This window comes from Emticicia aquatilis (assembly GCF_014644295.1).
Lineage (GTDB): Bacteria > Bacteroidota > Bacteroidia > Cytophagales > Spirosomataceae > Emticicia > Emticicia aquatilis.
The window spans coordinates 20,075-33,290 of record NZ_BMKK01000003.1; the positions used below are offsets into that span (position 1 = coordinate 20,075).

A 13,216-nucleotide genomic window follows, 5' to 3' on the forward strand; every position below is an offset into this window, starting at 1 on the left:
ATATCCTACACCGCATCAACATCCACCACCACATAAACCCCTCTAAACTCACGTTGAGTCATTACGGCGTCGATTTGTTCTTGCAAGAAAACCTTGGCCGATTTTATATTGATTTTATCTTTTTCGAGTTTTAGCAAAATATCAAACAAAAACTTGTTTCTCACTCGCTCAACCATGCCTTTTTCGGGGCCGAGTACACGAGCCTTGCCGAGTTTTTCGAGCAATTTATTGGCCAACCAATGAGCCGCTTTTTCGGCTTTGTCTTGTTCTTCGTGCTTCACGGTTATCGAAATCACACGAGTAAAAGGCGGATAAAAATACCCTTCTCGCTCCTTGATTTCATCATTATAATAACCCATGTAATCGTTCGCCACAACTTTGTGTAGCAAACTCTGCTGCGTATTATTGGTCTGAATCAGCACCAAACCTTTTTTCTCACGTCGGCCTGCACGCCCGCTCACCTGCGTAAGCATCTGAAATGCCCTTTCTGCCGCCCGAAAATCAGGGAAATGAATCATACGGTCGGCATCAAAAATTCCAACTAAACTCACTCTGTCGAAATCCAACCCTTTACTAATCATCTGCGTTCCGACCAAAATATCGGTATTTCCTTGCTCAAACTCCCCAAGAATTGTCTGATAAGCATTTTTTGTGCGAGTCGTGTCTAAATCCATGCGTTGTACTCGTGCCGCTGGATACATAATTCGGAGGTCATCTTCGAGTTTTTCAGTACCAAAACCAACCGTTCTGATTTTTCCCGAACCACAAGCTGGACAAGCCCTCGGAATCTCCTCTTTATGTCCGCAATAGTGGCAACGCAATTCTTTCGAGTCGAGGTGATAAGTCAAACTCACCGCACATTGCTCACATTCACCAATCCAATTACATTCTTGGCAATTCAAATACGGCGAATACCCCCGTCGGTTTTGGAAAATGATTGTCTGCTCACCAATCGCCAAATTTTGCTCAATATGCTGGCACAAAGTTCCCGAAAAATCATTTTTCATGGTTTTTGCCTTACGTTCAGCTTTTAAATCAATCAGTTGAATATCAGGTAATTGAGCATTTCCGTAGCGTTGGTTGAGCGTAACCAAACCATATTTGCCAGTAGAAGCCTGATAATAACTTTCGAGAGATGGCGTGGCCGAACCCAACAAGATTTTTGCACCTTGTTTTAGCCCCAACATAATGCCCACATCACGGGCGTGATAGCGTGGAGCGGGGTCATATTGTTTATACGAACTTTCGTGTTCTTCGTCAATAATCACCAAGCCCAAATTATCCATCGGCAAGAAAACCGCCGAACGCACGCCTACCACAAACTGGTAGCGTCCTTCAAGCACACCTTTCCAAACCTCAACTCGTTCATTATCTGAAAATTTAGAGTGATAAACACCCATTTTATCGCCAAAAACTCGCTTCATTCGCACCACAATTTGGGTCGTCAGGGCAATTTCGGGCAATAAAAACAATACTTGCGAGCCACCTTCCAGCACTTGCAGAATCAAATCAATATAAATCTCAGTTTTGCCACTTCCCGTAATTCCGTGCAGTAAAACAATGTCTTTTTCTTGAAAATTCGATAAAATCTCGTTGCTGGCTTGCTGTTGGGCTTCGGTCAGTTCGATTTTAACTGGCTCAGTTGGCATATCATCGCCAAAACGAGAAACCACGATTTCAAACTGCTCCAAAATTCCTTTTTCAATCAATTTATTGAGCGAAGAATCAGAAGTTTCGCCTTGCGTAAAAAACGATTTATCAACGCCAAACTGATTACGTTCACGGAGTTGGTGCATCGGAACTTGGCGTAAATACTCTAAAACCACCGTTTGTTGTTTGACATTTTTGGTCAACGAATCAATCAAATTAGCTACTTCTTCACTGCCCTCATAAACCCTTTTTAGGCGAATCTTCTTGGCAATTTTCGGCTTATATTTTTCCTTAACTTCCTCATACATAATAATTGCGTGCTTACCAATCAACGATTTTATCATGGTGTTGATATTGGTTTCGCCCACAAATTTCAAGGCATCATCATAAGTCAACGAAGCGTGGTTTTTCAGAATCTCCAAAAACTCAATTTCGTTTTCTTCCAAAAGCTCAGGATGGTCAAAGTCAGGATTGAGTTGAATCCTCGATTGGCTCGTAACTTTCAAGCCCGACGGCACTGCCACATTCATCACTTCGCCCACGCAACACATATAGTAATCGGCAATCCAATCGAATAGCCAAAGTTGTTGCTTCGTGATAAGTGGCTCTGTATCAAGTAATTCGAGAATGTATTTTGCTTGGTATTTTGCTGGAGGTGTTTCATGAATCCGTCCGACAACCGCCGTCACGACCCGATTTTTGCCGAATTCAACAATGACTCTCGCCCCGATTTTTATCTCATCAACAAAATTTCTCGGCACCCGATACGTAAACATTCGAGGAATCGGCACGGGCAAAATCACATCAGCAAAATATGTTGTTTCAACAGAAAAAAGACCTTCCATTTAGAATTTATAATGTAAAATGAAGAATGTAGAATGAACACGTCGTAAAAAACGTCCATTAAATACATCCTGAAGAATGCTTCAAAGGTACTAAATTCAATCATTGCTTGGGAAAAAGTACCTTACAAATATCATAACACTAAATGAGTGTAAATAATTTTCTACTTCTCGCTTGCAAATATTATGCACGCATACTATTTTTGTTAATGTTGAGTTACAATAAAAATCATTCTTAATTCTAACGCAGCGGCGTACCGCTTCTTAATTCTTAATTAAAAAAATGGCAGAAACTATCGAATATAAAGTGCCAACGATGGCAGAAATGGCAGCAAGCGGTCAAGAACCCGAAGTATTGTTTTGGGTAGGTTGTGCTGGTTCGTTTGATGACCGATATAAAAAAGTTACGATTTCGTTTGTGAAGATTTTGAATAAAATTGGGGTAAAATTCGCTGTTCTCGGCACGGAAGAAGCTTGTACGGGTGACCCCGCACGTAGAGCAGGTAACGAATTTACATTCCAGATGTTGGCTCAACAAAACATACAAGTTTTGAATGGCTACGGCGTAAAGAAAATCGTCACGGCTTGTCCGCATTGCTTCAATACGCTTAAAAATGAATATCCAGAATTGGGCGGAAACTATGAAGTAATTCACCATTCGACCTATTTACAGCAATTAATCAACGAAGGGCGAGTGAAAATTGAAGGAGGAGGCTCGTTTAAAGGACAAAAAATTACGTACCACGATTCTTGTTATTTGGGTCGTGCGAATGATATTTATGAAGCTCCACGTCAGTTACTCGAAAATTTGGATGCTGAACTCGTAGAAATGAAGCGTTGCAAAACCAACGGACTTTGCTGCGGTGCGGGTGGCGGACAAATGTTTAAAGAACCAGAAAAAGGCACTAAAGACGTAAACATCGAACGAATAGAAGATGCACTTGCAACTGGAGCGAAAACTATTGCGGTGGCATGTCCGTTCTGCATGGTGATGATGTCAGATGGCGTAAAAAACAAAGAGCGTGAGCATGATGTAAAAGTTTATGACTTGGCGGAATTGCTTGAGCAAGCAATGTAAAACAAGTTTCTAACTTGTCTCTGAGCGAGAATAATATTTTGAATATCAATAAGGAACAAGTTGAAAATCGGGTTACCGATGCGATTGTTCTACAAAAATTTAATTGACTTTATCGGAGACTATTTTCATAAAAATATTGTTTATAAACTAATTGTGGCACACTTCAAAAGTGTGCCACAAATTTTTAACCATATTGTTATGTACGTAGATTTCGATAAAATTCCGCAAGATGCCCGCATTTGGGTTTATCAAGCTAATCGTCAGTTGACTGATGATGAGGTAAATACGGTTGAGAGTTATCTCAAGCCAGCCGTTAATCAATGGGCTGCTCATGGAGCTGCCTTATTGGCATCGGCTAAGGTGCTGCATAATCGTTTCGTGATTATTGCCCTTGACCAAAACATGAATGCCGCCAGTGGTTGCTCGATAGATGCCTCTACTCGTTGGTTTAAAGAGCTTGGCGATGCTCTAAACATAGATTTCTTCGACCGCTCACAGGCATATCTCGATGGCGACGAAATAAAAACTTTCTCGGTTTTTCAATACAAAAAAGCCGTTGAAAGCGGTCTTGTTTCTCCTGAAACTATCATCTTCAATAATATTATTTTATCGACTTTGGATGATTTGAACAGCAAATGGCAAATGAAAGCCATTGATGCTCCGACTTTGAAAAGGTTTTTTGTTAATACATTGGCTTAAACTTACTTTGGACGATGTAGGAACATCGCCCCACAAATATGGCTGAAACATTATATATTCCAGAAAATGCCTCTCGCAAAGAGGTATATAATAGTATTATTCCACAAGTAGAGGGACTTCTGAGTGGCGAAACCGACCAAACTGCTAACTTGGCTAATTTTGCTGCTGCTCTCAGAGAAGCTTTTGGATTCTTTTGGGTTGGATTTTATCTCAAAAAAGAAAATCAATTAGTTTTGGGTCCATTTCAAGGTCCGATTGCTTGTACTCGTATCAATTTCGACAAGGGCGTTTGTGGCTATTGTTATCGTACGAAAGAAACGGTTATTGTACCAAATGTCGAAGAGTTTCCTGGGCATATTGCTTGTAGTTCGGCCTCAAAATCTGAAATTGTAGTGCCTGTTTTTGATAAAAATGGCGATGTTTCAATGGTTTTGGATGTTGATAGCGATAAATTAAATGATTTTTCGGAAGTTGACAAAGAAGGTTTAGAAGCTTTAGTAAGAATGTTAGAAAAAACTTTCAAAGATTAATGATTTAACTTTACATAGTTTAGATTAATGTGATTTTGTTCGACCCCATTCGGGGTCGTATATTGGTAGAACATAATTTAATTACTACCGATATTTGACCCCGAATGGGGTCGAACTTCATACTTTATCGAGAGTGATAAATAATTTTGTAAAATATCCCAAGTGCCTTATATTATCCATTAAAAATGAATACATTATTTCCAGTATTTCTGAAACTTGAAGAATTGAACACGCTTGTAGTAGGCGGAGGAAATGTGGGTTTGGAAAAGCTCGAAGCTATTTTTAGAAATTCTCCAAAAGCGACGGTGACGCTCGTTGCCCCCGAAATTCGTGATGAAATCAAGGCTTTAGTGCCACATCATAATCTTACTTTGATTCAAGAAAGATACAATATTTCTCATTTGGAAGGGATGAACATCGTTACGGCAGGAACTGATAGCAAAGAAGTAAACCGACAAGTACGAGACGATTGTAAAGCTAAACGAATATTGGTAAATATAGCAGATACACCGGATTTATGCGATTTTTATTTGAGTTCGGTAGTGGTAAAAGAAGATTTGAAAATTGCCATTTCAACCAACGGAAAATCACCGACTTTTGCCAAGCGTTTCCGTGAGATTTTAGAAGAAATCATTCCCGAAAACTTGCAAGAAACATTGAATAATTTGCAGACAATCAGAAATAAACTCAAAGGAGATTTCCAGAGTAAAGTGCAGAAGCTGAATGAGATTACGAAGGTTATGCAGGAGTAGTCCACGGTCGATGGCCAACAGTCCATAGCCTTAGAGTTATAAAGTAAATGTGCCACACCTTTTGTCAATGATGACAAGGTGTGGCACATTTTTTAATAGTGCTTTTACATTTAAGCAGCTACCAATTTATTCTTGCGTTCGCCAATTTGTTGACGCCACATGGCATAATAAAGCCCTTTTTCTACCAAAAGTTCTTCGTGTTTGCCTACTTCAATGATTTTTCCTTGTTCCAAAACAAAAATTCTATCGGCGTGCATCACGGTACTTAGTCGGTGAGCAATCATTACCGTTATGTAGTCGCCTTGGGCAGTTACGTCTTTTACCGTGTTTGTGATTTCTTCTTCGGTCAATGAATCTAATGCTGAAGTAGCTTCATCAAAAACAAAAATCTTTGGATTTCTCAATAAGGCTCTTGCAATCGAAAGACGTTGTTTTTCTCCGCCCGAAATTTTGATTCCACCTTCACCGATTACGGTATCAACGCCATTATCGGCTCTTGCCAAAAGATTCTGACACGAAGCTTTATACAAAGCGTCCATGATTTCTTCATCGGTCGCACGAGGTTGGGCAAAGAGTAGGTTTTCTTTGATTGTTCCCGAAAATAATTGCGTATCCTGCGTTACGAAGCCAATTTGCGAGCGTAATTCTTCGATATTGATTTCGTCAGATGGCAGTCCATTATAAAATACTTTTCCTTCCGATGGATTATAAAGCCCAACCAAGAGTTTCACCAAAGTAGTTTTTCCCGAACCCGATGGCCCAACAAATGCTACGGTTTGACCTTTTTTTACTTCAAAACTTACATCTTCTAATGCTTTTCCTGCGGCAGTTAGGTGTTTGAAACTCACATCTTCAAAACGAAGGTTTTCAACCATTCCGAGTTTAGTCGGAAACTCTGGCGTTACTTCAATTGGGTTATTGAGTAATTTCTCAAAGTTATTCAATGATGCTTCGGCCTCACGGTAAGCAATAATTACATTGCCCATTTCTTGCATTGGTCCAAAGACAAAAAATGAACAAAATTGTAGCGTAAGTAATTGACCAACAGTCATTTGGTCTTTGAAAATCAATAACAATAAAAGGAATAAAATTGCTTGACGCAAGAAGTTTACGAAAGTACCTTGAATAAAACCAATACTACGTATGCTACGAACTTTCTTCAATTCAAGTTGTAAAATCTTAAATGTGTTAAGATTCAAACGTTTGATTTCTTGGTCAGTTAGTCCTAAACTTTTTATCAATTCGATGTTTCGGAGCGATTCGGTGGTTGTTCCTGCCAGTGCCGTTGTTTCTTTCGTAATTGTCTGCTGAATCTTCTTGATTTTTCGACTCAAAACTCTTGTCAGAGCCGCCAAAGCTGCTGCTCCACCCAAATACACAAAAAACAACCACGGACTAATGCCGAAATGGAAGATATACACATTTAGCACAATAATACCAATCAAGGAAGTAAAACCAACATTCACAAAAAGTGTGATAAACTTCTCGGTGTCGGTGCGTACTTTCTGTAAAACCGAAAGGGTTTCGCCGCTTCGTTGGTCTTCAAATTGTTGGTAGGGAAGTTTGAGCGTATGTTTTAGACCATCAGTAAAGATAGATGCTCCAAATTTCTGAATCACCATGTTCATTACGTAATCTTGGAGAGTTTTGGCAATTCTACTTACCATCGCCACGCCTACAACGGCTGCAAGCATCAACAAAACACCTGTTGTATAATCGGATTGTGTAAAGGTTTTTGCTTTACCAGCATACTCATCTACGATTTTTCCGAAAATGAGCGGGTCGAGCAATGAAAATGTTTGGTTAATGGCAGCTAAAAATAAAGCCAGCACTACCTGCCAACGGTAGCGGCCTAAGTATTGTAATAGTAATTTCATAAGATAGAAGTAAAGAAAGGCAAAAAGTTCTTGTTTGTACTAAACTTTAACAAAGCATAACGGCAAATAATTCCGTTGGAGGATTTATCGCCAAATGGCAGAAATTAAAAAGGGTAACTATCTGATTAACAGATAGTTACCCTTTAAGGTTGTTGACCTACCAGGATTCGAACCTAGAAAGACGGTACCAAAAACCGTAGTGTTACCATTACACCATAGGTCAGTCCTGAATTATGATGCAAAATTAATATTTTTGAGTTAACAACGCAAGTCTCTCCTCAAAAATTTTTTATTTTTTTTTATTGAGCTTGTGCAGCACGACGTAATTCTTCCAAAATCACTTCCTTCATCAAGAGCTTACGCTTTTGAGTTTGAATATTCGATTGCGTGATTTTATCTAAATCTGGCCCTTGCGAAACGCCCTCATTGCTTTCAATCAAAATCTTCAATTCGCCTCTTGCACGAATCACGATGTTTTCCATTTCACGGAATTTCGTCAAGACTTGTTGTTTTTCGCTCAAGTAATTGTAATTAGGCAATTTTCGAGTAACCACTTTCATCAAGTAGCTCAATTCAAAAATCTTATCACAAGCTGCTCTGAAACGCTCAGCAACATTGCGTACTGCTAAATGCGATGGCACTTTGATGTTTTTCCAGTCATTGAGCATTACTTTCGCACGCTCAGTTGCTGCAAAAATATCTTTCGATTCTGCCAAGCTTTCAGCTTCTTCCATCATTTTTTGTTGAGCTTCTACACGAGGGTCAACACGTACTTTGATTTGAATGCCTTTAGCAGCACAATATTTTTCGTAATATAATGTAGTGAGTTTCTTGAATCTACGGAACTCATATTTCAATCGCTTTGGTGGTACGTCGCCCACATTACGCCATTCTGATTGTAGGCGTTTTAATTCTGCGAAAGAAAGTTCCCAGTTACCCATTCTGAATAACATCTCGGCACCACGAACAAGCTCAGCATATTTTTCCATACGCTCGCCAATGATACGATTTTGTTCTTCATAGAAAGCCTTTCTACGTTGATAGAAATCATCTAAAACCTCTTTAAAAGTTTGTTCGATTGATTCCTGATAAGGCTTATCAACTGGACCTGTTCTAATCCAGCGGGTTTTGATGTCTTGGAGTTGCTCAGCAACGATATTCCAATCAACCTCTTCTTTAGCTACCTTAGCTTCTTCAATAAGAGCTTCTTTGATAGCCAAGTTATTGGCCTGATTGCCCACAATCAATCCACGTAGAAATTCCTCTTGCTCATCGAGAGTTTTGAGCAATGGAATAAAGTCGCCGATGCCGTCGAAATTCAGCAAGCGTTTGCGGAGTTGCGTGAGTTTTGTCAAGAAAGAACCCTTATTTTGGGCCTCGGTAATCTCAGATTCCAATTGAGTAACCTTGTTTACCGCAATTTGGTAACGGTTAATGAAATACTGGAAAGCCTCTTCTTCTGTGCGTTTAACTTCTCCGATTTGTCGGTCGGGCATATCTAAATACCCTTTCAAGAATACCTTACCGTCTTTTATGTAAGCATATTCGTTTTCTAATGTTACGCCGTTCATAATAAAAAAATCACATGGCTTGTGAGTCAGGGATGGTGGTTTGTTTGGGTAAAATTCGCAGTTTTTTTGTATAATACAAACAGCTTTACCGATATTTGCGTAAAAATTTATTAAATATAGTAAAAAATTACTGATTTGATAGATTTTGATGTGAAATTATTGAAAAATTAACATTAATTTTTGTTTTCATACCTAATTACAGATTTATTCAACCATGAGCGAACAAATTATCTTTTCGATGGAGCGAGTGAGTAAAATCATTCCACCCAATCGTCAAATCTTAAAAAATATTTACCTTTCGTTCTTCTACGGAGCCAAAATTGGGGTTTTGGGTTTGAATGGCTCAGGTAAATCTACCCTTCTCCGAGTAATTGCAGGCATCGACAAAAACATCAATGGTGATGTGGTTTTCTCGCCAGGTTACACCGTTGGTATGCTTGAGCAGGAACCAAAGCTTGACCCAACAAAAACGGTTCGTCAGATTGTGGAGGAAGGCGTACAGGAAATCGTAGATTTATTGAAAGAATTCGACGAAATTAATGAAGCATTCGGCGACCCCGATGCTGATTTTGATAAACTTTTGGCTCGCCAAGGCGAAGTACAGGAGAAACTCGACAACTTTGATGCGTGGGAATTAGATACTCGCTTGGAGCGTGCAATGGACGCTTTGCGTTGTCCACCAGAAGATGCTTTGGTTGAAAACCTTTCGGGTGGAGAAAAACGCCGAGTAGCACTTTGCCGTTTGCTTTTGAAACAACCTGATGTATTATTGCTCGATGAGCCTACCAACCACTTGGATGCTGAATCGGTGCTTTGGTTGGAAGAACACCTACGTCAATATAAAGGAACGGTTATTGCCGTTACCCACGACCGTTATTTCTTGGATAATGTGGCTGGCTGGATTTTAGAATTAGACAGGGGCGAAGGTATTCCGTGGAAAGGAAATTACTCTTCGTGGTTGGAGCAAAAACAAAATCGCTTAGAAAAAGAAGAAAAAACCGAATCGAAACGTCAGAAAACTTTGCAACGAGAATTGGAGTGGGTGAAAATGGCTCCGAAGGCACGTCAGGCAAAATCTAAGGCTCGTTTGGCAGCATACGACCGCATGGTGAGCGAAGACGTGAAAGAAAGAGAAGATAAACTCGAACTTTTCATTCCACCAGGGCCACGTTTGGGTAATAAAGTAATTGAAGCATCGGGCGTGAAAATGGGCTTTGGCGATAAATTATTGTACGAAGACCTTAATTTCAGCTTACCACAAAATGGTATTGTCGGAATCATCGGGCCAAATGGTGCGGGTAAAACAACTTTATTCAAATTGATTACGGGCCAACTTCAGCCATTGGCAGGTACTTTTGAAGTTGGTGAAACCGTGAAGCTTTCATACGTTGACCAAGAGCATAATCAACTCGACCCTAATAAATCAGTTTATGAATTGATTTCGGGGGGAAATGATTGGGTAATGCTCGGAAATAAGCAAGTCAACGCCCGTGGATATGTGAGCCGTTTCAATTTCCAAGGTTCTGACCAAGAGAAAAAAGTTGGTACACTTTCGGGCGGTGAGCGTAACCGTGTGCATTTGGCTATGATGCTCAAAGAAGGCGGTAACTTATTGCTTTTAGATGAGCCTACCAATGATTTGGACGTAAACACGCTCCGTGCCTTAGAAGAAGGTCTCGAAAACTTTGCGGGTTGTGCGGTGGTTATTTCCCACGATCGTTGGTTCTTAGATAGAATTGCTACGCATATTTTGGCATTTGAAGGAGATTCGCAAGTATATTGGTTTGAAGGAAACTTCTCAGAATACGAAGAAAACCGCAAAAAACGCCTCGGAACTGATGTAACGCCGAAGCGTATCAAGTATAGAAAATTGCAGTAGAAATTAATAACATCCCGAAAATACTAACTTTCGGGATGTTTAGTTTTTAGGGTTAGGGCTTAGTGTTTTACTTCCTTGCCTCTCTAATTGCACTTTCAAAGTGCTGAGTTATTTCTTTCACCACATTTTCATCCTTTGTTGCGAGTGTAAATGATGTATGGCTATCTTTCTCATCATCTTTTACATTAAACGAGCCACCGATATTATTATCTTTCCCAAAGCCTAAATCTACTTTCACACGGTCGGCTGGTACATCTAATACCAACTCATAATTACCATTTTTTTCTTTTTTATAACTTACTTTTCGTACATCTTTCAAAGACCAGCTAATATTAAAACCCATCGAAAAATCTTTGTCTTTGGCACTGATGTCCATCAACATTTTATTTCCTGCAAACGAAAAAACAGGCTTAGATTTATTCCCGTTTACGTTCAATTGTTTGTCATCGTCATTAATAACGAGTTTGTTTAAGTGAGTTGTGAGCCAATCGGTATTAGATTTTAGGGTAGATTGGGCAAAAATAAATGTCGAACAGCCAAGCAGACTGAGTGTTAAAAGAAGCTTTTTCATAGTTTTTATAATTTTGTTTGATAGGTAGATGCAAAAAATGACAATGTGGTTGCGTAGCTTTAAACAAGAACCTTTACTTTTGATAAAAAAACAGAAATTACACTTTATGAAGAAAACATTCCTAACTATTCTCTCTTTTCTAAGTCTTTCAGCATTTGCTCAGAATAGTATTTCTGAACAAGTCTTAAAACACCTCGATAACATTGATACTAATAGAATCAAAGCTCACGTAGCTTATTTATCAGACGATAAGCTCAAAGGGCGTTTACCTGGGAAAGAAGGTTACCAAATGGCGGTTGATTATGCGATTAATCAATACAAAGAAATGGGTTTAAAACCAGCAGGCGAAAAAGGGACTTATACCCAAAGAGTAATGCTCCGCAAAGCCAAGCTGGTAAAAGAAACGGCCAAATTTACGCTCACTTTACCCAATGGCGAAAAGAAAGAATTATCACTCGGAAATGATTTGTCGATTTATCCACACCCCGAATTAAAAAGTGTTGATTTCAAGGCCTCTTTGGTTTTTGTTGGGTCAGGATTTGATGCTCCGCAGATAAATATTGAAGATTATAAAGGTCTTGATGTAAAAGGGAAAATTGTAGTTGTGTTGCGTCGAATTCCTGAAAACTTACCCGCAAATGTGAAGCTACATTTGGGCTATCCAGCCACATTGCAAGCATTTGCTGCTCAAAACGGTGCAATTGGCGTGCTAGTTTGTAATTATACGAATAGTGTTGTGCAGTTTAAAGCTGCTGCTAATAGTATGGTTTCAAATGGTATTTCGGCATCTGTAACTGCTAAGGGTAAACGTGCAAGTTCGGCAACCGTTTTAGGCGGAAAAATCAAAGTTGCTGGTGGAATTTCGGTTGCTGCTTTACAAGATTTGATGCGTGCCGAAAATAATATGCTTGATAGTACTTGGCAACAACTCGAAAAAGGAAAATATGTAAGTAAAACGCTGAAAAGTACGATTTCGGGACATTATGAAAGTTCATATCAAGATATAGAAAGCTATAATGTTGTAGCTAAACTTGAAGGAACTAATAAAAAACTAAAGAAAGAATACGTAATTCATTCGGCTCATCTTGACCATTTAGGTGTTGGCCGACCAATCAACGGTGACTCAATCTATAATGGTGCTCACGATAACGCCTCAGGCGTGGCGTGTGCTTTAGAAATTGCTCGTTCGTATGCTACTTTACCAGCGGTCGAAAAACCTAAACGTTCGTTGCTTTTCTTATTGGTTACAGCTGAAGAAATGGGACTGCTTGGTTCTGGCTATTTTGCAGCATACCCAACAGTAAAGAAAAGCCGAATCGTGGCCGATATAAATACTGATATGCCTACATTGCTTGCTCCATTAGAATCTGTTGCTCCATTGGGTGCAGAACACAGTAGCTTACAGAAAGTAGTAGAAACGGCGGCAAGTATTGTGAAGTTAGAAGTTGAGCCAGACCCAGACCCAAGCGAAGGGCGTTTTGTACGTAGTGACCAGTATAATTTTGTAAAAGCAGGTATTCCTGCTCTTCACATTAAGTATGGTTATAGATTTAGTAATCCAAGCTTAAATCTGGCCGAAAAGGTAAAGAAATGGCGTGAAGCTCACTACCATAAACCATCTGACGAAATAACAAATGGTTTTGTGTGGGCAGCAGGTAAAACGTATGCTCGGGTAAACTTTTTGGTAAGTTATTTAATTGCTCAAACTCCCGAAAAACCAACTTGGAATAAGGGCGATTTTTTTGAAGTAAAGAAGTAAGAATGGTT

The 13,216-nt window shown here is 39.4% G+C and carries 10 protein-coding genes and 1 tRNA gene; 6 read left to right on the forward strand and 5 right to left on the reverse strand.

Annotation, left to right across the window (positions count from 1 at the left end; translation table 11 throughout):
- Positions 1 to 5: 5 nt before the first annotated feature.
- Positions 6 to 2,495 (reverse strand): replication restart helicase PriA, encoded by a 2,490-nt coding sequence (gene priA / locus IEX65_RS07450; RefSeq protein WP_188765418.1) that lies wholly within the window; start codon positions 2,493 to 2,495, stop codon positions 6 to 8.
- A gap of 280 nt (positions 2,496 to 2,775) precedes the next feature.
- Here priA and IEX65_RS07455 point away from each other — a divergent pair, with 280 nt between their 5' ends.
- The 4 genes from IEX65_RS07455 (at position 2,776) to IEX65_RS07470 (ending at position 5,551) form a co-directional block, all read left to right on the forward strand.
- The gene (locus tag IEX65_RS07455; RefSeq protein ID WP_188765419.1) at positions 2,776 to 3,570 is read left to right on the forward strand and encodes a (Fe-S)-binding protein; all 795 of its coding nucleotides are present in this window, start codon (positions 2,776 to 2,778) and stop codon (positions 3,568 to 3,570) included.
- A 60-nt stretch (positions 3,571 to 3,630) separates the two neighbouring features.
- Entirely contained in the window at positions 3,631 to 4,269 is a 639-nt protein-coding gene (locus IEX65_RS07460; protein WP_229250572.1) for a hypothetical protein, read from the forward strand.
- A 38-nt stretch (positions 4,270 to 4,307) separates the two neighbouring features.
- Positions 4,308 to 4,799 carry a free L-methionine (R)-S-oxide reductase MsrC gene (msrC, locus tag IEX65_RS07465; RefSeq protein WP_188765420.1) on the forward strand — a complete coding sequence of 164 codons (492 nt, stop codon included), beginning with the start codon at positions 4,308 to 4,310 and terminating at the stop codon, positions 4,797 to 4,799.
- A 185-nt stretch (positions 4,800 to 4,984) separates the two neighbouring features.
- Positions 4,985 to 5,551 carry a precorrin-2 dehydrogenase/sirohydrochlorin ferrochelatase family protein gene (locus IEX65_RS07470; RefSeq protein WP_188765421.1) on the forward strand — a complete coding sequence of 189 codons (567 nt, stop codon included), beginning with the start codon at positions 4,985 to 4,987 and terminating at the stop codon, positions 5,549 to 5,551.
- 110 nt (positions 5,552 to 5,661) lie between these two features.
- Here IEX65_RS07470 and IEX65_RS07475 read toward each other — a convergent pair whose 3' ends face one another.
- The 3 genes from IEX65_RS07475 to IEX65_RS07485 form a co-directional block, all read right to left on the reverse strand.
- Positions 5,662 to 7,428, reverse strand: coding sequence for an ABC transporter ATP-binding protein (locus IEX65_RS07475; RefSeq protein ID WP_188765422.1), 1,767 nt, complete (start codon positions 7,426 to 7,428; stop codon positions 5,662 to 5,664).
- Positions 7,429 to 7,580: 152 nt separating this feature from the next.
- Positions 7,581 to 7,651 (reverse strand) — tRNA-Gln (locus tag IEX65_RS07480).
- A gap of 76 nt (positions 7,652 to 7,727) precedes the next feature.
- A complete protein-coding gene (locus IEX65_RS07485) occupies positions 7,728 to 8,999 on the reverse strand; it encodes a DUF349 domain-containing protein (protein ID WP_188765423.1) in 1,272 nt (423 codons plus the stop codon).
- 214 nt (positions 9,000 to 9,213) lie between these two features.
- On the opposite strand from IEX65_RS07485, the gene ettA reads away from it, so the two are divergent.
- Complete coding sequence (ettA, locus tag IEX65_RS07490; RefSeq protein ID WP_188765424.1) at positions 9,214 to 10,878, forward strand: energy-dependent translational throttle protein EttA; 1,665 nt, start codon at positions 9,214 to 9,216, stop codon at positions 10,876 to 10,878.
- Positions 10,879 to 10,945: 67 nt separating this feature from the next.
- On the opposite strand, the gene IEX65_RS07495 is transcribed toward ettA, so the two are convergent.
- The gene (locus IEX65_RS07495; RefSeq protein WP_188765425.1) at positions 10,946 to 11,449 is read right to left on the reverse strand and encodes a hypothetical protein; all 504 of its coding nucleotides are present in this window, start codon (positions 11,447 to 11,449) and stop codon (positions 10,946 to 10,948) included.
- Positions 11,450 to 11,555: 106 nt separating this feature from the next.
- On the opposite strand from IEX65_RS07495, the gene IEX65_RS07500 reads away from it, so the two are divergent.
- Positions 11,556 to 13,208, forward strand: coding sequence for a M28 family peptidase (locus IEX65_RS07500; protein WP_188765426.1), 1,653 nt, complete (start codon positions 11,556 to 11,558; stop codon positions 13,206 to 13,208).
- Positions 13,209 to 13,216: the final 8 nt, after the last annotated feature.